Source organism: Streptococcus pyogenes, assembly GCF_002055535.1.
Lineage (GTDB): Bacteria > Bacillota > Bacilli > Lactobacillales > Streptococcaceae > Streptococcus > Streptococcus pyogenes.
The window spans coordinates 809,753-830,541 of record NZ_LN831034.1 but is presented as its reverse complement, the minus strand read 5'-3'; the positions used below and the strand labels follow the sequence as shown (position 1 = coordinate 830,541).

Here is a 20,789-nt window from a genome sequence, read left to right as displayed (position 1 = left end):
TTTTACTGACCTTTATTCGTGATTATTTCTCCAGATGTTTGTACCTCAACCCAATTGATCAACCTACCACACTCATCATTTTTCCAATCATTTGGAATACGAGCTGATGGGTCCTGAACCCTGACAATTTTTTCTTTGACAACAATTTGAGGTTTTGTGTCCCATCCTGCAAGCCATGCTGGTTCAACGTTAAATGCTAATACGATTTTCTCAATCTGTTTTAAACTTGGGTTTGAATTTTGAGACTCATAGTTAGCTATCATATTTTTGTGAACGTGAGCTTTAGCAGCAAAAGCACTTTGAGTTAAGCCTAATGCTTGACGTAAGTATTTAATTCTTAGTTTCATCCGATTTTAACCCCATATTTTCTACGAGATAACCGAGCTTTAGCTACCCTTCTCATATCCTTCCACGTCACATCAACAACTTTTTGAGTTAGCTCTATATTCGACTGTTTGAGTCTGGCAATACAAGCTTCGTTATCTTCCAACTCTTTATAGCATCTGTTTTTCTCTGATTCTAAAAAGTTGATATAGTCAATGGTTGACTGTAATGCCTGAACCCCACTCATGTCAATAGTCATATCTTCTGGTTTTATACCTTCGCCTTGTAAATATATCATTTATTAATTACTCCTAAAATGGTAAATCTGGTTCTGGTCCATAGTCTGGCATGGTATCTGCCAAGCTATTAGTATTAGCTGTTTTATCACGCTTCTCTAAAATTTGAAAACTTTCGGCAACCACTTCTGTTACATAGACACGTTGTCCTTGTTGGTTTTCGTAGTTACGGGTCTGAATGCGTCCTGTTATCGCAATCAGATGGCCCTTTTTCGTCCAATTTGTTAAATTTTCAGCAGCTTGTCGCCACATTACACAATTAATAAAATCAGCTTCTTTTTGCCCATCTTGATTTTTAAAATTACGATTAACTGCTAAAGTAAACTGTGCGCAAGCTACTTGACTTGGTGTATAGCGTAGCTCAACATCTTTTGTTAAGCGGCCAATCAGGACAACGTTATTGATCATTTTTTATAATCTCCTATGCTATTTAATGCTTGTTCGTAAACTTCAGATAGTCTCTTGTCAAAGTGGATATAACCCAACTCGCACATAATTGTTAGGGCATTTACTTGTTCAAATCGTAAACCTTTAATGTATTTTTCTTCAAGTATTTTTTGGACAACAGATGACAACTCAACATCTGAAATTCCTTTTTCTTCCCTAATTTTTTCTAAATTATTCATTTTGATCACCACTATTTCCAAATAATAAATAAATCATCATTTCTGATTGTGCTAGACTTAACAAATGACCTACCCACTCATCAAATTCCTCTGTTTTTGGTAACCACTCCTTTGTTGCCCAAAAATCAAATCCTTCAGGTTTATCATCCGCAAAGATACATTCCATCGCTCCCATTAATGTCAAACCATCTTCCGCCATTTCCCAAAAGTAATCAGCTCTTTCTGCCACTGCCTTTGGAAAATGGTGTTTTGGTGGAACGACCTTATTATCTCTGACACTAAATCCATAGATTCCTGTCATCATATCGTTAAGTTTATCAGCCATTATTTTTCTCCATTTCTTCAATCAACCAGTCAAGGTTTTTTCTTGCTTTTTTAAGGTCTTCAAGACCATTTTTCTTCTGAAAACGTAGGACATATTTAATCATATTCCCCCATGCCCACGACGCTTTACCTGCTAAATCACCCATGAAGTTATCAATGACAGCAATAGCTTCAAGTCCATACTTACCCTGATAATGACTTGGTTTATTGACATTATCATGAATAATTTTTATTCCCGTAAACTGAGTGCTTTCAGTATTCACTTTGACATAACCTTGTTCACTTAGTTTTCTGGTTTCATTATCTTTAACAGTTGGAATATTAAGCCATTTTCTTATAAATTCACATTTCCACATTAGTTCCCACGTCCTTTCAAATAATCTGGAATGTTATCACCAACAGAAATTTCATTGTATTGTTCCTCAGTGACTAAGAATTTACCATAAGTACCAGCGGTAACAGTATAGTGACCGTCAATAATTTCCTTGGCTGTAATGGTACCAATCATATTAGCACCAACATTATCAACTTTGTAAATGATGACTTTTGGTTGTTTAATTTTTGCATCAGTTTTGTCAAGTTTGTAGCTAATTAACAACGGACTAAACAAGAGGATGAGCAAAAGACTAAAATTTCCAATTTTTGTCAGTATCTTTCTCACAAATCTGCCTCCTTTACAAAAACTCCATCAATCATCTTTCCTTTACGGTCTTTGATTTCATTGTAGGCAATGGCCAAACAATCATCAGCCGTAGTCTCGTTATGAATGGCAACTGCATGAATGGAACTATGCAGCAACATCAACTGAGGACGGACAAGCGGTGTCCGTGTTTCTTTGTGGAAAATGTGCTTGTAGAGCTTTTGAGCCACCTCTCCTAAACTTGATGTAAGGAGCAGAAGCTCCATCTCCTGTGGTTTCGCTTCAATTGCTGCACCGTTCTTGATTTGCTGTTCAAGACCAATCAAGACAACTTGCATGTCACCAAGGGCGTCATAAATCAATTCAGGTTTATTTTTTGCGATACCTTCAAACAGTTCGCCTGATTCTTCCATCAGCTTTTGAAATTGTTTAACTGGATTAGCCTCATGTAGGGTGCGGTCAATAAACCATTGTTCAACCTTTTCCTCAAGTGTTTTAGTCATGTTCAATCTCCCATTTGTTTGCTAAATATTCCGCATACCAATCATCATTACCAATATTGATAATTGTTTCTTTATTTACAATGTCATTTTCAATCAAGGCATCTAGTGCATCTGCCTTAGCCATCATCAAGTTTCCATATTTGATTGGTAATGTCATTATTTGTTCTTCAGTCATTTTGTTTTTCCTCCGTTTTTTTAGTTAACAAGTAATAGCAATCCTTAGCACCATAATCAATTCTGATAGTTTCGCCACTCATACTCTTTGCATATCGTGGATTTATGATTGCGGAGTTAGCTCTAACATGCGCCTTGATGGCATCAACTGCATCTTGAACATTATCAAAATTACCAACGGTAACTGGATAAAACCCATTAACAATATGTTGTAGTTTAAACATCAATACCTCCTATCTTCCATATCCTTCGGATAAGCAAAGCTATTTCCAGTCACACCCTCAAGAATCCGACTAGACAAAGCACCGTTGCCATAATTGTCAGCATACAAGGCCTTAATCTCCTTACTGCTCAGATTTGTATTGATGATTGTGTTGCTCCGATTGTCTAAAATCTCATACAGTATTTGATGAGTCCACTCATTGTTCTGGCTGTCGCCTTTGCGACTCTCCTTGCCCAAATCGTCCAGAAAGAGGTAGTCAACCTTAGTTAGTAACTTAATCATGTCAGTCTGTCTGTACCCATTGTCAACCTTGAAGCTTTCTTTTATTTTTGTAAAAAGGCTTACCAGTGAGATGAAGAGGACTGATTTTGGTGATTTGTAGACTTTAAATTGTTCATTCATAAACCTCGCCAAGCCGTAAGTCAGATGACTCTTGCCAACTCCAGAGGGGCCTGTAATAATAGCATTGCCTGTTCTGTCCTGTCGGTAGAACTGTTCCATTCGCTTGGCGTAGTTGATAGCTTGCTGGTCAATATCATACTTTATTTCATAGTTCTCAAGGCTCTTAGCCCTCAGCTTGTCTGATACCAGGCTATCTCTTTCAAAGACAGCATAGGTATCAGCAAGTTTGCTGTTGATTTTGCTCTGGCTGTTCAACTTATCTTCAAAGATGTTGATAGCAGCCTTGGTACACTCTGGGCATTGCTTGAGTTCTTCAAGTCTTCCCTTAATCGGTACTTTAGTCAGCCACAACTGGCAACCGTGAACCTCACAAGTTTCAGCCAAGACTTGCCTGGTTTCAAAATTCTTAAAAGGATTCATCTAAAAGCCCAACCTTTCATCAGTTGTTTCCTTCTTGGTTCGTGGTGCTTGATTCAGATAACCTTCAAACTTAGAACCAAAGAGCGTTTCAGGTCTGAGATACTTTTCATACTTAGTACCTGACCAATCCTTGACTGTGTTATCAATGACATGCTTAAAATCATCTAATCTGAATCCTTCTGACCATCTAGCCTTGATAAGAGTTTTGTTTTTCTGAATGTTAGGTCTGTAATTTCTATTAGCTTTTTCATTCAAGTAAGATATGATTTCCTTGTATGGAATATCTTCTTCCTCGTTGTCTAAAACAGTAGGATAGGTAGTTAAGCTATCCTTATCTAAGCTACCCTTACTTAACCTAACCTGTGTCTCCATTTCGGATACATTTTGTATACAATTTCCAATAGGTTTAAGACTGGCTGTTTTTGACTTGTCATACTCTAGCTGAGCCTTTTCTGACTGGTATAAAGTTGATTGAAAGCGGTCAGACTGGATATAGTTGTGAATCCTCCAATGACGGATAACGACTACACCACTATCAAAGGGAATCAAGAACCCTTTTGCAATAAGCAATTTCATATCATCGTCACTAGCACCAATTGTTCTCTGAATCGTCTTAGCCTTATCGATAAAGCCCTCATCATCAGCTCCCATATTCAAATGAAAGTAGAGAGCTTGAGATGATAATGGCATTTCAAGGAAACGATCAGTCTCAGTAATTTTTCTACTAAACATTCTACGCTGAGCCATTATTTTCCTCCTTTAAACTAGAAAATTTAGTGTACTCTTTATGAAAATATAGGTTAACAGTGCCAAGACTGCCATGCCTATTTTTCTTGATAATCAACTCAGTCAGATTACTTTCTGGCTGATCGTCAGATTTGTCAGTATAGTAATCATCACGGTATAAAAAGGCGACAATATCAGCATCTTGCTCAATGCTTCCTGACTCCCTTAAGTCTGACATGATAGGTCTCTTGTCCTGCCTTTGCTCAACGCTGCGTGATAGTTGGCTAAGAGCAATGACAGGCACTTTTAATTCCTTAGCAATTATCTTTAACTGTCTAGAAATCTCAGAGACTTCTTGTTGCCTATTGTCTGAACGTGACCCTTGTATTAACTGAAGATAGTCAACGACAATGAGCCCTAAACCATCATTTTCTTGCGATAGTCTTCTGGCTCTTGCTCTAATGTCAGTAATTTTGACGCCAGCCGTGTCATCTATGAAAATAGGTGCTTCAGCAAGCTCTCCTTGCACATAGATAAGCCGTTGCCACTCCTCAACAGTTAATTGACCAGTCCTGATGTTGTGACTCTCAATAGTTCCCTCGCTAGCAAGCATACGCTCAACTAGACTTTCGGCACCCATTTCAAGCGAGAAGACGGCCACAGCCTTATTAGACTTAGTTGCCACATTCTGAGCGATATTAAGAGCAAATGCCGTCTTACCCATGGCAGGTCTAGCTGCTAAGATAATTAATTGGTCTGCATGTAATCCCGTTGTTAACTTGTCAAAGTCATAGAAGCCTGTAGCAATACCTGTAATCTGAGTATTATTGTTTGATCGCTCTTCAATTTTTTGATAGTTTTCTGCTAGCACGTCATGGATAGGTCTAAAACTACTCTTATTACTAGATTGACTAACCTCAATCAACGACCGCTCAGTTTTTGCTATAATCTCGTCAATATCCATGTTCTCGTCATAGGCATTGCCAATAGAATCAGAAAGGCTGTCAATGATAGATCTAAGTTGTGCTTTTTTAGCCACAATCTTTGCATAATGTTCAGCGTGTACGCTTGTTGGTACTGCATTGACTACCTCTAGCAGATAGGTTATTCCGCCAATAGTAGCAAGATTGTCTTGACTTTCTAGCACTGATTTAACTGTGACGACATCAATAGGCTCAGCATTGCTAGAAATACTTAGCATGGCCTTAAATAATATTCTGTGTGCTGGTTTATAGAAATCATCTGGTTTCAGATACTCAGCTACCTCAATGATTTTTTCAGGATTGATAAAGATAGAACCAAGAACTGCCTGCTCTGTCTGAATATCATGGGGCAATATTTTAAAATCTTCCATAATGGCTTCCTTCGTGATGCTCAATCTGCATTACTCTTCCGTACCGCTCAGCGACAATATCATCTCTGGATTTTGTTACCGACTTCGGTTGTTCTTCGCTGTCATCTCTACATAAAAATGCTATTAAAAATAGAATTATTAGAAAGATAACTGCACTTAATGGATTTTCTGTCATACTCATATCCTTTTCTTCTTTCTGCGCTATTTTTATTGAGAGCTTTAGTTAATTCCTTCATATTCCTACCTCTTTTATATCTGTTAACTTAATCTCAATACCATTAGAGCCCTAATAATGTCGTCAGACCTTGTCCAGAAGTCTTTGAAGTTATTTATAATTGTTCCGAGAGCCATTTTTTAATAGCTCTTTTTGACCATCTTTTTGCTGGTAGCTCTTTTGGAAAATCTGGCATATATCGGTATTGGTTTCTAAAAGTTGTTTCGCCAATTCCCAAAAAATTACTTGTTGTTGAAATATCCATCAGCTCTGGATAGTTATCGTTCTCATTTTCTATTTCGACTAGTTTGTTAAGCGTATCTTTGATGATAGATTTTATCCAGTCGGACAAACTCATTAAGATATTATCCATATCTATCTCCTTGTGGTATAATTAAGTAAATTAAAACTTGTTTTGAGTCCGATTCCCGTCGGACTTTTTTTGTTATCTAAATTCGTCCAAGCTGACTTTTAATGCATCAGAAATTTTGACCATGTTGGGCCACGACAAATTTTTTATTTTTCCGCTTTTTAAGTCGCTAATGTGTTTTCCTTTCTATTTTGATATAATTTATTCGAATATGACCTCTCACCGTTGTATTCAAAAATTATGGAAAGGAGGATAATTTATGAATAAAGATTGTGAACAGTTAATAGATGAAATTATAAAAGACTATCACGAGAAAATGTATGAAACTGTACCGTTTGCTGAGTTGGGCAGTTTTATGACAAAATTTCTCTTAAAATACAAAGAATTACATCCATACAAGAAACCATCAGTAACTGAAATTGATGGTGTTAAATTTTTTGATGCAGGTGACTGGGAAGGTCTTTAGGACTCTTTTAATAAACTCATGCAAAACTTGGAAAATTCATGAAGTTCACTGTCCACATAATGTGGCCCAATAGCCGATAAGATTTCTCCTATTTTTCTCCGATAAGCCATGTGTGAGTGATGTCGTTCTAGTGCTATCTTACATGCAGTCCCTACAACTGCCATAGATAGCGCTATTTTTGTAGCCTGCTCAATCTTTTCTAGTTTCATCTTTATTCTCCTTTGTGATATAATCTAGTTATTCATTTTTGTTAAGCGCATGTTCCCGCATGTGCTTTTTGCTTTCACATCAAATATAATTGACTCGATTGATTAAGATCAGCAATTTTCATCTTAGTATTTGTGCTTGGTTCCCAAGTCATCCAGTAAGATAATGCTGCATCTTCAAACTTCTTGGGTAACATATCATATCGACTAACGTTAAAGTGAGCTTTAAAGTCCATTTCTGCCTCACGGAATACCGACTGAGCAAATACTTTATCACTATAAGCAGGACTATCCATGCCACCAAGCCACATTACTACACGACTTTTACGCTTTTTAAGTAGAGCTTGGGCAAAGCTGGGATGGATAGGTTGTTCATTTTTCAAATAATCAACATCCTGAGCTAGTTCTAATTGTTTTTGCTTGAGCTTCTTTTGACCAGTAAATAGAGCAATAAAAGCTTCATCAGATAGGTTTTCAGGCACATAAGCTCCCTGCATCCGAATCTGTGGTAACACCTCACTAGTTACCCAACGCTTAAATTCTTTTGCCTGTGGCAACTTGCTTGATAAAATGAGTGAGTAAAGACCAGATTCATTGATAATAATCATTTCACGATTCTGACCTGACTGAACGATTTGTTCTGTCAGCTTATCATCAAAATCAACATGATCACGTATAGCTTTTTGCGGATTTTGATACCCCAAAATATCTGCAACGTCTTTACCAACAAAGTAAGGCTCATTGTTAATAATTAAAGTACGGACTTTCTGTCCGTTAAAGTTAAAAATTTCGTTCATAAAATTCCTTTCTTCGATTATCTCAAATCGAGATATTTTGTTTTAAAAAAATAACTCAACTTCTGAGATGCCAAACTTATCAGCTATAATTGCCATCTCATAATCTTTGAAAGATTGAATGCCATCTTCTTTTTCAGAGTAACCTCTTCGATTCTTCAAACCTATCAAGTCAGCCATATACATCTCAGAATATTCTCGTTTGAGCCGTTCTTCTCTCAGTCGTTTTTTAGGTTTTAAGTGTTGCTGTTTTAAACGTTGCTTCTTTGTCACTGTATCCCCTCCTATTTTCTTAATATTGACGTCATGACTAGTTGCGGAATCGAACCACAATGAAAACCATCCTAGCCCCATGCTCCTATGATATAATAAAGACAAACAACCATCTTTAACGAAAGGAGCAAACATATGGATAAAATGCCGATTTACCAACACGATGTCAAAGTGAAGGGCGAAACAAGTAAAATGAAACCTGCACCTGATTATTTTAAACGCCCAACAAATCCAACTCCTAAAAATAAATAATTTTTATTTTTTTCTCAAAGTTTAGATACACTCTAGCTTCGAGATTTTTTTCTTCAAGAAACTGATAAAGCGTCTCTTCGTTGCGAATTTTATGTTCCTCATGACTAGCAAAGTACGGATACAGTTTCATAGAAAGCTCCTCATTCTTTCCACTGAGCATTCCCATGGCTCCACTTGATATGAGATTTCCTTCAAAATCAAATATAAAGCATCTATCTTTATCATCATTAAACATTGCATTTTTCACAAGCATAGGTTCTAATCTTGAATGCTGACTGCTACCCCTAATAACATTAATGAACTTATAAAAAATTTTTAGAATACTCGGAAATAGTAAGCTAAATAAAATCGAAACAACTATGGTTATAATAGTACGTTCAACAACTCCTCTTAAAACTAATGAGATAGTTAAATAAAACGTATAATTTAACGACGTCAGAAAAGCGATTAAATATTTTTTATCTTGATCATTACCTAAATCAATATCACTGACCCTTGCTGCTATCCAATAATTCAAATACCCAAAACCACCAACGGCTACAATAGATTGAATAACTTCTTGCATCATTTCCTTACCTCCTTCTTCATCTTTTCAATTTTATTATACAAATAACGCTTGTGGAACTGCCTTCCGATAAATGAGCATAACCACAACCCTACTAAAACATAAACAATTGTCATTGCCTTTCTTGGCAGATGATGATACACTAAAGTAAGAGGTTGGGGCTTTCACCCCTTGCTCTTATTTTTTGTTGCGAAGCTTCATGACTTCTAGCTTGTGCTGTAACACTTGCTTATGATGAAGTCTAGCTTCTCTAACTAAGCCTACAAGAATGATAGCTATTGCTAAGTCATGTTCTTGTAGGCTTTTTATGATGTGTTCCATCATCTGCCTATCTCCTTTCTTAAGGTCTTTATCAACCTTGTAAATACATTATATCTCAACTTGAGATATTTTGTCAACTGTTTTTTATCTCTTTTTGAGATTTTTTTATTTATTTTTTTATCTCGTTATGTTATATTATAAGTAGAAAGGGTGCGAAGCATATGAACATTCTTGGAAATTCCATTAAAACTATACGAAAGTCGAAAAAACTAACTCAAAAAGATTTAGCAAAGCTAACAGGTTTTAAGCAAAATACAATATCAAATCATGAAAACGGAAAGAGACAACTAGATGAGCTAGACATAAGAAAATATGCTGAAGCATTAAATGTTGCTCCTCAGGATTTATTTGACTCATCTAAATCTACTCCTTCCATTCCATTCCCAAACTTCGACCCACGCAAGGCAATCCTGCTGTCTAATTACTCAAAGCTTAACGATAACCGCAAAAATAGGCTCGTATCGACCTCTGAGACGCTCTTAGCAGAGGAGCAAGGGAAAATCACCAACATATCCGAAAAACGTTCAGAATACGGCGCTAGAAAACGAATTAGCCTATCTGTACCAGGTAAGGTTTCTGCTGGTACTGGCTACTGGCAAGAAGACGACTATGATACAGAAGTTGACTTCTACGCTGACGAAATACCAGACGAAAAAAACTATGATACTGTCGCAGTAGTCGTTGGCCACTCCATGGAACCAAAGATAAAAAATGGTGACTTTTTATTTATTAAGCTTACTGATCAAGTTGGTATTAACAAAATTGGTATTTTTCAGGTCAACGGTGAAAACTATGTCAAGAAATTAAAGAACGACCACCTCCAGTCTCTTAATCCAAAATATGCTGACATCACACTATCTGAAAGTGATAACTTTAGAACCGTCGGTGAGGTAGTTGATATATATAGAGAGGGGTAGAAAATTAAAAATGGGTATTGCACAAATACTAGAACCACAAATGAAAATATTAAGTGATGAAATTAAATCAAGATACCTCATTTGACAGAGTGTAAATTCTTTGATAAAATATAGTTACTAACCTAGGAGAAATCCTAGTGCAAATGATTGTTGGCACAAGCTGCCACACCTAAGCGGTAACTATTTCTGGTTATCGCTTTTATTATTTTATAAATTATAAAAAAAGCCCCACGCTCAATTTTGGCGAGGAGAGCGTAAGGCGATATGAAATCAATAAGAAGTAAGCTTTAAATAGCTTGTTTTCTTATACCTTAAATTATATCACATAAAGGGGGTGATGCCAAGATTCTCTGAAGTTAAGACCTTGTCCAGAAGCAACAACTAAGGAGAATAACATGAAATATCACAAAACAAAATACCCAAATATTTTTTGGTACGAAACGCTAAAAGGTAAACGCTACTATATCCGCCGTAGTTACATTTTCCAAGGGAAGAAAAAAGAAATTACTAAAAGCGGACTTAAAACTATTCCTGAAGCCCGTGCTGCCTTAACAGAAATTGAAAAACAGATTAATGAAAAAAGCATTGGTATTAATATGAATATTACTGTTTCTGGTTATTGGGAAATTTTCCACGAGAAACGTGTAGCTACTAATAGATGGACCCCAAATACCGAAGAAACCTATAAAAGCTTAATGAGAAATAATATACTTAAAGAGTACGGAACAGTTAAATTGCGGAATCTTAATCGCAACGACTATGAGGTTTACATAGCTAACATGCTGATGACAAAGCCCCGAGAATCCGTTAAGTGTATCAATAATTGTTTCATGGCAATGCTCAATGATGCTGTTCTGAATGGTAATATTCCAGCTAATCGACTTAAAGGTGTTTATATTGGGGAAAGTACCGTTCCTCCCAAAAATAAAAAAGTTACCATGGAACAATTTCAGGAATGGTTTATAAAAGCTGAGCAGATGATGGATAAAATCTTTTTCTCATTAACTTATTTAACCATCTTTGGTCTTCGTAGAGGGGAAATATTTGGAATACGTCAGATGGATATACGTTTTCATCAGGATGGTCGTGCTATCCTCAGACTACATGATAGTCGCAGTAATCACACTAAAAATGGCCGACATGGACTTAAAACAAAAGAGTCAGAAAGATATGTCATGTTAGATATTAAAGGTACAGAATTGCTATTGTTTCTTAGAGACAATGCTACTGCTATCAAAAAACGACTTTCCATCATCAAAGACAAAGAATGGGATTATATAAGCATTAAGGAAGACGGTAATCTCATTAATCCAAACAAACTCAATGACGAATTTGAGAAAGTTAATGAGATTGTTGGTTTTCGTGTTACCCCTCACATGATGCGACACTTTTTTACCACTCAAAGCATAATTGCTGGGGTTCCCATGGAAGCTCTTAGTAAAGCACTTGGCCACACAAAAATGTATATGACTGATAAATATAATCAGGTACACGATGAACTATCTGCTCAAGTTACAGACACATTTTCAGCTTTTTTAGACAATAATATTTCCCGACTAAATTCCCCGACAGAAGGCAAAAAAGCACGGTAAAATACGCAGAAAATATTTTGGAAACAAAAAAATATACGCCACAAAAGCGCATATTCACACACAAACTATTATATCATAAATAAAAAGTTTTCATAGCTCTAAAACCTCGTAGACTATTTTTGTCTAAAAAATTTCGTAATCGCACTATTTGTCTCAGCTAGACTTCAGTCTTGAAAAGCCCCTGTATTACTGCATTTATTAAGAGTATTATACCATATTTTTAGTTATTAAGAAATAATCTTCATCTAAAATATACTGCGGAAAATCATATAGTTCACGTGGTTCTAAAAAGAGAACTGTTAAATTTGTCAATGATATATACTCTTGTAAACTAGCCACTTCATCCTTTGTTAGAAAAGCTCCGCTATTGACAAAAATAAGCAACTTTTTCTTAGTGAGATATTTGAAAATTTGAAGTATCTCTAGACATTTTTCAAAAATAGTATCACTTTGCGTTTCTACTTTTACTCCTAAGGACTTAATCAATTCCAGGATTGTGATTTCATCATACTCTAAATCTAATTCATTTTCTAAGCATTCAAAGACAATCAGTTCTGTAATCGTAGCAACCAATTTGTCAATCATCGATTTCACTTCGGGTTTCTCATTAAATTGAGATTCTAAATCTGCATGAATCAATTTTAAAATGGTTGAGGAGTTAACATCAAATCCTAAAATATCTGTTACAAGCATGATTTCTGATTCTTTGATTGTTTTCATCTTGTGATCAAAAAATTTAAGTTCAGAATCTTCCTCATATTGGTAACAATATTGCACTATTTTTGAAAATACACAGACATCTTCGAGCACAAGAATTGTACCGCCTCTTAATGGAATCGGTTCATCTAGTAAGGAAAAATTAAGATTCATCAAAAGCCTCCCCAAGAAATACAAGTCTTTCATCGGAGTTTGCAATACAATTATTTCTTTCACCATGTAAATAAATCATTCGTGCAAACTGTTTTTCCGTGACCGTTAGTAATGTAATATTTCCTTTATTAGGATTATGCTCCCTCAGCCGACCAATCATGGCATTGTTAGCTGTATTATTCAACAGCAACTTACTATAAATAGAAAATTGATGCATGATAAACCCTTCACTAAGTAAAAATTTCCGAAATTTTCGATAGGCTTTTCGTTCCTCAGCGGTGTCCGTCGGCATATCAAACATAAGTATCATTCTCATATATCTATAACTCATATCCTAAATTCAGGAACTCCTTTCCCTTCATTATTCAGAGCTTTGACAACTTTTTTAGTATAATCGCTAATAATATTCGTGAGATACATCTCTTTACCATTATATGAAAATGTATCTGAAAACAAAGTAAATAACTCTCTCTTTATTTTGGGAAAAGGCTGATTTCGATTTTCATAAACAATCTTATCCACTAAAGGCCTAAATGGTTCCATAATATCGCTAGCAAAATTGAACTGATTAAACTGATTAGCGTGTTTAAGCCCAAACTGAGTCATACATCCAGACACAACCACTTCACGCGCAAACATACTCAATAATAAAGTATAACCATAATCCAGACCTGCATTGATTGGATGCTCCAAATCTCTTGAGAAATCGTTCCCAAAAAGTGTATTAAAATAAATTCTCGCTGCATGCCCTTCTCGATTACTCGGATCAAAATTTTCCAAACCATGATATAAATCCATAATAGATTGGGATTTTTCAAAATAGGAGCATGCTCCTAGATAGCAAGATTGATTCAAAATCTTTTGAGCAATAATCGTCGTCCAAACCTGCGATTTGACTGTTTCTGACCAGGACATTTGTTTCCCAAGCTGTAAACTCGAATCATGACGACCATAAAAAGGCATCAGCATAGCTGTTGGTAATCGTTTATCATCACAGAATATGACAAGGACATTCTCATCCACTAGCCGTTTTACCAGCATAGTGGACAAGACAATATCGGTCGTTTCTAATAACAAAATATCAATTTCTGATAAATGGATCAGCTCCGTTTTATAGGCATCCTTAAAAATCAGATGATTATTCTTATAGGATAATTTCGAGTGGGTATTTACCACAACAGTACGCCAACCAGCCATCAGTCACCTCCTAGCTGACTCAAATCAATGCGTGTTTCATAAAGACCAGTGATGGATTGATGGATAAGAGTGGCATCTAAAACTTCTTTTGTAGACGTATATCGTTTACGATCAATTGTTGTATCAAAATATTTAAAAGCAGCGGGAGCTCCAAGATTCGTCAACGTAAATAAATGAATAATATTTTCTGCTTGTTCACGTATTGGTTTGTCTCTATGTTTGTTATATGCACTAAGAACTTTATCTAAATTGGCATCTGCTAAAATAACACGCTTAGAAAATTCACTGATTTGCTCAATAATCTCATCTAAATAATGCTTATGCTGCTCCACAAACAATTGTTTTTGTTCGTTATCTTCTGGACTACCCTTCAACTTTTCATAATGACTAGCTAAATATAAAAAATTCACATATTTGCTTGGCAGAGCCAGCTCATTTCCTTTTTGTAATTCTCCGGCACTAGCCAGCATCCGTTTACGACCGTTTTCTAACTCAAAAAGACTATATTTAGGTAGTTTAATGATTAAGTCTTTTTTAACTTCCTTATATCCTTTAGCTTCTAAAAAGTCAATCGGATTTTTTTCAAAGGAACTTCTTTCCATAATTGTGATCCCTAGTAACTCTTTAACGGATTTTAACTTCTTCGATTTCCCTTTTTCCACCTTAGCAACCACTAGGACTGAATAAGCTACCGTTGGACTATCAAAACCACCATATTTTTTTGGATCCCAGTCTTTTTTACGAGCAATAAGCTTGTCCGAATTTCTTTTTGGTAAAATTGACTCCTTGGAGAATCCGCCTGTCTGTACTTCTGTTTTCTTGACAATATTGACTTGGGGCATGGACAATACTTTGCGCACTGTGGCAAAATCTCGCCCTTTATCCCAGACAATTTCTCCAGTTTCCCCATTAGTTTCGATTAGAGGGCGTTTGCGAATCTCTCCATTTGCAAGTGTAATTTCTGTTTTGAAGAAGTTCATGATATTAGAGTAAAAGAAATATTTTGCGGTTGCTTTGCCTATTTCTTGCTCAGACTTAGCAATCATTTTACGAACATCATAAACTTTATAATCACCATAGACAAACTCCGATTCAAGTTTTGGATATTTCTTAATCAAAGCAGTTCCAACGACGGCATTTAGATACGCATCATGGGCATGATGGTAATTGTTAATCTCACGTACTTTATAGAATTGGAAATCTTTTCGGAAGTCAGAAACTAATTTAGATTTTAAGGTAATCACTTTAACCTCTCGAATAAGTTTATCATTTTCATCGTATTTAGTATTCATGCGACTATCCAAAATTTGTGCCACATGCTTAGTGATTTGGCGAGTTTCAACCAATTGGCGTTTGATAAAACCAGCTTTATCAAGTTCACTCAAACCTCCACGTTCAGCTTTCGTTAAATTATCAAACTTACGTTGAGTGATTAACTTGGCGTTTAGAAGTTGTCTCCAATAGTTTTTCATCTTTTTGACTACTTCTTCACTTGGAACGTTATCCGATTTACCACGATTTTTATCAGAACGCGTTAAGACCTTATTGTCTATTGAATCGTCTTTAAGGAAACTTTGTGGAACAATGTGATCGACATCATAATCACTTAAACGATTAATATCTAATTCTTGGTCCACATACATGTCTCTTCCATTTTGGAGATAATAGAGATAGAGCTTTTCATTTTGCAATTGAGTATTTTCAACAGGATGCTCTTTAAGAATCTGACTTCCTAATTCTTTGATACCTTCTTCGATTCGTTTCATACGCTCTCGCGAATTTTTCTGGCCCTTTTGAGTTGTCTGATTTTCACGTGCCATTTCAATAACGATATTTTCTGGCTTATGCCGCCCCATTACTTTGACCAATTCATCAACAACTTTTACAGTCTGTAAAATACCTTTTTTAATAGCAGGGCTACCAGCTAAATTTGCAATATGTTCATGTAAACTATCGCCTTGTCCAGACACTTGTGCTTTTTGAATGTCTTCTTTAAATGTCAAACTATCATCATGGATCAGCTGCATAAAATTGCGATTGGCAAAACCATCTGATTTCAAAAAATCTAATATTGTTTTGCCAGATTGCTTATCCCTAATACCATTAATCAATTTTCGAGACAAACGTCCCCAACCAGTATAACGGCGACGTTTAAGCTGTTTCATCACCTTATCATCAAAGAGGTGAGCATATGTTTTAAGTCTTTCCTCAATCATCTCCCTATCTTCAAATAAGGTCAATGTTAAAACAATATCCTCTAAGATATCTTCATTTTCTTCATTATCCAAAAAATCTTTATCTTTAATAATTTTTAGCAAATCATGGTAGGTACCTAATGAAGCATTAAATCTATCTTCAACTCCTGAAATTTCAACACTATCAAAACATTCTATTTTTTTGAAATAATCTTCTTTTAATTGCTTAACGGTTACTTTTCGATTTGTTTTGAAGAGTAAATCAACAATGGCTTTCTTCTGTTCACCTGAAAGAAATGCTGGTTTTCGCATTCCTTCAGTAACATATTTGACCTTTGTCAATTCGTTATAAACCGTAAAATACTCATAAAGCAAACTATGTTTTGGTAGTACTTTTTCATTTGGAAGATTTTTATCAAAGTTTGTCATGCGTTCAATAAATGATTGAGCTGAAGCACCTTTATCGACAACTTCTTCAAAATTCCATGGGGTAATTGTTTCTTCAGACTTCCGAGTCATCCATGCAAAACGACTATTGCCACGCGCCAATGGACCAACATAATAAGGAATTCGAAAAGTCAAGATTTTTTCAATCTTCTCACGATTGTCTTTTAAAAATGGATAAAAGTCTTCTTGTCTTCTCAAAATAGCATGCAGCTCACCCAAGTGAATTTGATGGGGAATAGAGCCGTTGTCAAAGGTCCGTTGCTTGCGCAGCAAATCTTCACGATTTAGTTTCACCAATAATTCCTCAGTACCATCCATTTTTTCTAAAATTGGTTTGATAAATTTATAAAATTCTTCTTGGCTAGCTCCCCCATCAATATAACCTGCATATCCGTTTTTTGATTGATCAAAAAAGATTTCTTTATACTTTTCTGGAAGTTGTTGTCGAACTAAAGCTTTTAAAAGAGTCAAGTCTTGATGATGTTCATCGTAGCGTTTAATCATTGAAGCTGATAGGGGAGCCTTAGTTATTTCAGTATTTACTCTTAGGATATCTGAAAGTAAAATAGCATCTGATAAATTCTTAGCTGCCAAAAACAAATCAGCATATTGATCTCCAATTTGCGCCAATAAATTATCTAAATCATCATCGTAAGTATCTTTTGAAAGCTGTAATTTAGCATCTTCTGCCAAATCAAAATTTGATTTAAAATTAGGGGTCAAACCCAATGACAAAGCAATGAGATTCCCAAATAAGCCATTTTTCTTCTCACCGGGGAGCTGAGCAATGAGATTTTCTAATCGTCTTGATTTACTCAATCGTGCAGAAAGAATCGCTTTAGCATCTACTCCACTTGCGTTAATAGGGTTTTCTTCAAATAATTGATTGTAGGTTTGTACCAACTGGATAAATAGTTTGTCCACATCACTATTATCAGGATTTAAATCTCCCTCAATCAAAAAATGACCACGAAATTTAATCATATGCGCTAAGGCCAAATAGATTAAGCGCAAATCCGCTTTATCAGTAGAATCTACCAATTTTTTTCGCAGATGATAGATAGTTGGATATTTCTCATGATAAGCAACTTCATCTACTATATTTCCAAAAATAGGATGACGTTCATGCTTCTTGTCTTCTTCCACCAAAAAAGACTCTTCAAGTCGATGAAAGAAACTATCATCTACTTTCGCCATCTCATTTGAAAAAATCTCCTGTAGATAACAAATACGATTCTTCCGACGTGTATACCTTCTACGAGCTGTCCGTTTGAGACGAGTCGCTTCCGCTGTCTCTCCACTGTCAAATAAAAGAGCCCCTATAAGATTTTTTTTGATACTGTGGCGGTCTGTATTTCCCAGAACCTTGAACTTTTTAGACGGAACCTTATAATCATCAGTGATCACCGCCCATCCGACGCTATTTGTGCCGATATCTAAGCCTATTGAGTATTTCTTATCCATTTTTGCCTCCTAAAATAAAAAGTTTAAATTAAATCCATAATGAGTTTGATGATTTCAATAATAGTTTTAATGACCTCCGAAATTAGTTTAATATGCTTTAATTTTTCTTTTTCAAAATATCTCTTCAAAAAATATTACCCAATACTTAATAATAAATAGATTATAACACAAAATTCTTTTAAAAAGTAGTTTATTTTGTTATCATTCTATAGTATTAAGTATTGTTTTATGGCTGATAAATTTCTTTGAATTTCTCCTTGATTATTTGTTATAAAAGTTATAAAATAATCTTGTTGGAACCATTCAAAACAGCATAGCAAGTTAAAATAAGGCTAGTCCGTTATCAACTTGAAAAAGTGGCACCGAGTCGGTGCTTTTTTTGATACTTCTATTCTACTCTGACTGCAAACCAAAAAAACAAGCGCTTTCAAAACGCTTGTTTTATCATTTTTAGGGAAATTAATCTCTTAATCCTTTTATCATTCTACATTTAGGCGCTGCCATCTTGCTAAACCTACTAAGCTCCACAGGATGATTTCGTAAACTATCATAAAGAAAAGGAAACAGTGCAAGAAAAAGACTTCTGGAAGGATCCAAATCACAGAATCTTTCAAGGGATCAAAGAGCCAGCTGCTATCTCCTACAAAAAGCACCTGATGAAAAAGAGTAAAAAAATGTTCAAACCCAATGAAACTAGCCATTAGACCAATCATAAGAGGAAACAAAGCTGCTAGTATTAAAGGTTTTTGAAGGAGCCAGAAACGTTTGGTTTTTAACCTTTGTGTGAAAGTCTTAAGGGTTGGGTAAAGAAGGCCAAGAAAAACGACTTGAGTTAGGTGAAAAAGCCACTTCACATCTGCAAAATGCTTGAGTCCGTCTGCCGATGAGTGAAAATTAGCAAATTCCAACCTTGTCACAAAAGGATTGGTGAGGTAATTGAGTAGTCCGTTATAGTTATGCAAGATAGCATCCTTGCTCATAAAAACAACTTGTTCTAACTTTAGATGGTCCACCTCAAGAGGATACCACAGCCACGTTGAATAGATCGTTATGAGAATAGCTAACGCTAATAACCATACCCAGCTACATAGTAATTTAGTGTTTTCTACCATCACAACCTCCACTCATCAAGGCTGGATAGGACATGATCTGGCTGAATTGGTAAGGTTGGTACCTCTTCAGGTCTGGTAAAGCCTGTTGTCACGAGGATCGTTGCAATATCATTTTGAATACCTGCCATGATATCAGTCAAGTAATTATCGCCAACCATGACAGCCTCAGAGCGCTGAATGCCCAATACCTCTAGTGATTTATTCATAATGATAGCGTTGGGCTTGCCAATAAAAACAGGTTTTACACGTGTGGCAGCTTCTAGTAAGGCATTCAATGCACCTGCTCCTGGCATCAAACCACGTTCGGTTGGAATGTTTAAATCAGGATTTGTCCCAATAAAGAGGGCACCTTTTTGAATAGCCAAGGTGGCTATAGCCAACATCTCATAGGTCACCTGACTGTCTAAACCAACCACCACGTAAGCGGGATTCTCAAGTTCTTCTACGTAACCTGCTGCTGCAATAGCTGATTTGAGCCCTGTTTCTCCAATAACGTAAGCTGTCTTGCCACGGTTCATGTCATTCATGTAATCGACGGTTGCCATGGTAGCCGTATAAATGGTCTCAATGCTTGTCTCAACATGAAACTGATTAGCCAGCATGCTTTGCACCATTTCGGGTGTTCTTGTGGTATTATTAGTCACTAATAAATAGGGAATGCCTCTTTCTTGTAGGCGTTTGATAAACCGCTCCCCTGCTGGAATACGGTTTTTCCCTTGGTAAATCGTTCCGTCTAAATCAATTAAATAACCCTTATAAGGCACTAGTCTGTCTCGCTTTCTGTTTGTTTAATCGCTCGCCATTCAATCATGGCTTGGGCATTCAGCTGCCCATCTGAGGTGATTTGATGGTAAGAAGTTAATTGGTCCAAATGGTAACTGGAAGTAATTTGACCGCCTGGTGAGACTTCTTTAACATATTTCAAAGTCATCTTAAGAGGCTGATGCGTTTTTAAAAACTCACACCCCAACACATCATACATCCAATCTAAATATTTACTGTTGTTGACATGACCATTCATATCAATATCAAAATAACGCACATAATAATCACGATCAATTGATTGTTCTAAAAGAGGCATTTTAGGAACACGGTGTAGCTTTTTAACAAAATCAGTCTCAAATGGCGCTACTAAATCTTCTGGAATAGTTGCCACTTTTCGCGTATCTGGGTTTAACAAAGCAAAATAGGCTAAGATATCCACTAAAAGACCCCCCTCTTGATCATAAATATAAAATTGGCGATAACAAAAAAATTTATTATAGGAAAGGGCTTTTGTTTCAATGGTGATGGTTTCTTGAAAATGTGGCAAGCGATGAATAGTGATCTCATAATCCGTTACAATCCAAACAAGCTTGTAATCAACTAAAAGATTGTTGTTACTTCGTCCTAATTGCGCAGACTGTCTACCAGAAACCATCAAACAATAGTCTAATAAAAGGGGCAATTTTATATCTGATTTGACATCACATAATTCAAAAGGAAGTGTCAACTCCTCCTGATAACTTAATCCCATAATACT

30 protein-coding genes and 1 pseudogene are annotated in these 20,789 nt (G+C 35.9%); 3 read left to right on the top strand and 28 right to left on the bottom strand.

Features of this window, described 5'->3' with window-relative positions:
- Positions 1 to 2: 2 nt before the first annotated feature.
- The 16 genes and pseudogenes from B6D67_RS04405 to B6D67_RS10410 form a co-directional block, all read right to left on the bottom strand.
- Positions 3 to 347, bottom strand: coding sequence for a helix-turn-helix domain-containing protein (locus B6D67_RS04405; protein WP_029713969.1), 345 nt, complete (start codon positions 345 to 347; stop codon positions 3 to 5).
- Complete coding sequence (locus B6D67_RS04400; protein WP_029713970.1) at positions 344 to 622, bottom strand: hypothetical protein; 279 nt, start codon at positions 620 to 622, stop codon at positions 344 to 346. Before B6D67_RS04400 ends, B6D67_RS04405 begins: the two co-directional genes overlap by 4 nt.
- A gap of 13 nt (positions 623 to 635) precedes the next feature.
- Positions 636 to 1,028 carry a single-stranded DNA-binding protein gene (gene ssb / locus B6D67_RS04395; RefSeq protein WP_029713971.1) on the bottom strand — a complete coding sequence of 131 codons (393 nt, stop codon included), beginning with the start codon at positions 1,026 to 1,028 and terminating at the stop codon, positions 636 to 638.
- Positions 1,025 to 1,246: a hypothetical protein gene (locus B6D67_RS04390; RefSeq protein ID WP_003057301.1), complete on the bottom strand. Its 222-nt coding sequence runs from the start codon at positions 1,244 to 1,246 to the stop codon at positions 1,025 to 1,027. Before B6D67_RS04390 ends, ssb begins: the two co-directional genes overlap by 4 nt.
- On the bottom strand, positions 1,239 to 1,571 hold the full coding sequence (locus B6D67_RS04385) for a hypothetical protein (RefSeq protein WP_029713972.1): 333 nt from the start codon (positions 1,569 to 1,571) through the stop codon (positions 1,239 to 1,241). Before B6D67_RS04385 ends, B6D67_RS04390 begins: the two co-directional genes overlap by 8 nt.
- Complete coding sequence (locus B6D67_RS04380; protein ID WP_029713973.1) at positions 1,564 to 1,803, bottom strand: DUF3310 domain-containing protein; 240 nt, start codon at positions 1,801 to 1,803, stop codon at positions 1,564 to 1,566. The genes B6D67_RS04385 and B6D67_RS04380 overlap by 8 nt, the downstream gene beginning before the upstream one ends.
- A gap of 122 nt (positions 1,804 to 1,925) precedes the next feature.
- A complete protein-coding gene (locus B6D67_RS04375) occupies positions 1,926 to 2,231 on the bottom strand; it encodes a DUF1372 family protein (protein ID WP_093974715.1) in 306 nt (101 codons plus the stop codon).
- Complete coding sequence (locus B6D67_RS04370; protein ID WP_093974717.1) at positions 2,228 to 2,719, bottom strand: MazG-like family protein; 492 nt, start codon at positions 2,717 to 2,719, stop codon at positions 2,228 to 2,230. Before B6D67_RS04370 ends, B6D67_RS04375 begins: the two co-directional genes overlap by 4 nt.
- Entirely contained in the window at positions 2,706 to 2,870 is a 165-nt protein-coding gene (locus tag B6D67_RS10220; protein WP_153276856.1) for a hypothetical protein, read from the bottom strand. The genes B6D67_RS04370 and B6D67_RS10220 overlap by 14 nt, the downstream gene beginning before the upstream one ends.
- A 10-nt stretch (positions 2,871 to 2,880) precedes the next feature.
- Positions 2,881 to 3,111: a hypothetical protein gene (locus tag B6D67_RS04360; RefSeq protein WP_029713977.1), complete on the bottom strand. Its 231-nt coding sequence runs from the start codon at positions 3,109 to 3,111 to the stop codon at positions 2,881 to 2,883.
- Positions 3,111 to 3,932 carry an ATP-binding protein gene (locus tag B6D67_RS04355; RefSeq protein WP_029713978.1) on the bottom strand — a complete coding sequence of 274 codons (822 nt, stop codon included), beginning with the start codon at positions 3,930 to 3,932 and terminating at the stop codon, positions 3,111 to 3,113. The genes B6D67_RS04360 and B6D67_RS04355 overlap by 1 nt, the downstream gene beginning before the upstream one ends.
- Positions 3,933 to 4,679, bottom strand: a complete 747-nt coding sequence (locus tag B6D67_RS04350; protein WP_029713979.1) for a conserved phage C-terminal domain-containing protein — start codon at positions 4,677 to 4,679, stop codon at positions 3,933 to 3,935.
- Positions 4,666 to 6,012, bottom strand: a complete 1,347-nt coding sequence (dnaB, locus tag B6D67_RS04345; protein ID WP_029713980.1) for a replicative DNA helicase — start codon at positions 6,010 to 6,012, stop codon at positions 4,666 to 4,668. The genes B6D67_RS04350 and dnaB overlap by 14 nt, the downstream gene beginning before the upstream one ends.
- Positions 5,999 to 6,187 carry a hypothetical protein gene (locus B6D67_RS04340; RefSeq protein WP_029713981.1) on the bottom strand — a complete coding sequence of 63 codons (189 nt, stop codon included), beginning with the start codon at positions 6,185 to 6,187 and terminating at the stop codon, positions 5,999 to 6,001. Before B6D67_RS04340 ends, dnaB begins: the two co-directional genes overlap by 14 nt.
- 154 nt (positions 6,188 to 6,341) lie before the next feature.
- The gene (locus tag B6D67_RS04335) at positions 6,342 to 6,599 is read right to left on the bottom strand and encodes a hypothetical protein (protein ID WP_022554795.1); all 258 of its coding nucleotides are present in this window, start codon (positions 6,597 to 6,599) and stop codon (positions 6,342 to 6,344) included.
- Positions 6,600 to 6,671: 72 nt separating this feature from the next.
- Positions 6,672 to 6,773: pseudogene (locus B6D67_RS10410) on the bottom strand (helix-turn-helix domain-containing protein); the annotation flags it as partial.
- A gap of 82 nt (positions 6,774 to 6,855) precedes the next feature.
- On the opposite strand from B6D67_RS10410, the gene B6D67_RS04330 reads away from it, so the two are divergent.
- Positions 6,856 to 7,062 carry a hypothetical protein gene (locus B6D67_RS04330; protein WP_029713982.1) on the top strand — a complete coding sequence of 69 codons (207 nt, stop codon included), beginning with the start codon at positions 6,856 to 6,858 and terminating at the stop codon, positions 7,060 to 7,062.
- Here B6D67_RS04330 and B6D67_RS04325 read toward each other — a convergent pair.
- From B6D67_RS04325 to B6D67_RS10215, 5 genes are all read right to left on the bottom strand, one after another.
- On the bottom strand, positions 7,059 to 7,271 hold the full coding sequence (locus B6D67_RS04325) for a hypothetical protein (RefSeq protein WP_029713983.1): 213 nt from the start codon (positions 7,269 to 7,271) through the stop codon (positions 7,059 to 7,061). The two genes, B6D67_RS04330 and B6D67_RS04325, sit on opposite strands and share 4 nt — an antisense overlap.
- Before the next feature lie 74 nt (positions 7,272 to 7,345).
- Entirely contained in the window at positions 7,346 to 8,065 is a 720-nt protein-coding gene (locus B6D67_RS04320) for an ORF6C domain-containing protein (RefSeq protein WP_029713984.1), read from the bottom strand.
- A 42-nt stretch (positions 8,066 to 8,107) separates the two neighbouring features.
- Positions 8,108 to 8,335, bottom strand: a complete 228-nt coding sequence (locus tag B6D67_RS04315) for a hypothetical protein (protein ID WP_029713985.1) — start codon at positions 8,333 to 8,335, stop codon at positions 8,108 to 8,110.
- Between the two features lie 238 nt (positions 8,336 to 8,573).
- Positions 8,574 to 9,155: a hypothetical protein gene (locus tag B6D67_RS04310; protein ID WP_029713986.1), complete on the bottom strand. Its 582-nt coding sequence runs from the start codon at positions 9,153 to 9,155 to the stop codon at positions 8,574 to 8,576.
- Between the two features lie 174 nt (positions 9,156 to 9,329).
- Complete coding sequence (locus B6D67_RS10215; protein ID WP_022554802.1) at positions 9,330 to 9,476, bottom strand: hypothetical protein; 147 nt, start codon at positions 9,474 to 9,476, stop codon at positions 9,330 to 9,332.
- 158 nt (positions 9,477 to 9,634) lie between these two features.
- Between B6D67_RS10215 and B6D67_RS04305 the strand changes: the two genes are divergently transcribed.
- Complete coding sequence (locus tag B6D67_RS04305; RefSeq protein ID WP_029713987.1) at positions 9,635 to 10,390, top strand: helix-turn-helix domain-containing protein; 756 nt, start codon at positions 9,635 to 9,637, stop codon at positions 10,388 to 10,390.
- A gap of 395 nt (positions 10,391 to 10,785) precedes the next feature.
- Positions 10,786 to 11,982, top strand: coding sequence for a tyrosine-type recombinase/integrase (locus B6D67_RS04300; protein WP_029713988.1), 1,197 nt, complete (start codon positions 10,786 to 10,788; stop codon positions 11,980 to 11,982).
- 207 nt (positions 11,983 to 12,189) lie between these two features.
- Here B6D67_RS04300 and csn2 read toward each other — a convergent pair whose 3' ends face one another.
- The 7 genes from csn2 to B6D67_RS04260 all read right to left on the bottom strand — a co-directional run bounded on the left by csn2 (position 12,190) and on the right by B6D67_RS04260 (position 20,783).
- On the bottom strand, positions 12,190 to 12,852 hold the full coding sequence (gene csn2 / locus B6D67_RS04295; RefSeq protein WP_010922252.1) for a type II-A CRISPR-associated protein Csn2: 663 nt from the start codon (positions 12,850 to 12,852) through the stop codon (positions 12,190 to 12,192).
- On the bottom strand, positions 12,842 to 13,183 hold the full coding sequence (cas2, locus tag B6D67_RS04290; RefSeq protein ID WP_002989951.1) for a CRISPR-associated endonuclease Cas2: 342 nt from the start codon (positions 13,181 to 13,183) through the stop codon (positions 12,842 to 12,844). The genes csn2 and cas2 overlap by 11 nt, the downstream gene beginning before the upstream one ends.
- On the bottom strand, positions 13,180 to 14,049 hold the full coding sequence (gene cas1 / locus B6D67_RS04285) for a type II CRISPR-associated endonuclease Cas1 (protein ID WP_002989953.1): 870 nt from the start codon (positions 14,047 to 14,049) through the stop codon (positions 13,180 to 13,182). The genes cas2 and cas1 overlap by 4 nt, the downstream gene beginning before the upstream one ends.
- Positions 14,049 to 18,155 carry a type II CRISPR RNA-guided endonuclease Cas9 gene (gene cas9 / locus B6D67_RS04280; RefSeq protein WP_011285506.1) on the bottom strand — a complete coding sequence of 1,369 codons (4,107 nt, stop codon included), beginning with the start codon at positions 18,153 to 18,155 and terminating at the stop codon, positions 14,049 to 14,051. Before cas9 ends, cas1 begins: the two co-directional genes overlap by 1 nt.
- A gap of 479 nt (positions 18,156 to 18,634) precedes the next feature.
- A complete protein-coding gene (locus B6D67_RS04270) occupies positions 18,635 to 19,267 on the bottom strand; it encodes a TIGR01906 family membrane protein (RefSeq protein ID WP_010922250.1) in 633 nt (210 codons plus the stop codon).
- A complete protein-coding gene (locus B6D67_RS04265) occupies positions 19,267 to 20,031 on the bottom strand; it encodes a TIGR01457 family HAD-type hydrolase (RefSeq protein WP_010922249.1) in 765 nt (254 codons plus the stop codon). The genes B6D67_RS04270 and B6D67_RS04265 overlap by 1 nt, the downstream gene beginning before the upstream one ends.
- On the bottom strand, positions 20,031 to 20,783 hold the full coding sequence (locus tag B6D67_RS04260; protein ID WP_011285504.1) for an acyl-[acyl-carrier-protein] thioesterase: 753 nt from the start codon (positions 20,781 to 20,783) through the stop codon (positions 20,031 to 20,033). Before B6D67_RS04260 ends, B6D67_RS04265 begins: the two co-directional genes overlap by 1 nt.
- Positions 20,784 to 20,789: the final 6 nt, after the last annotated feature.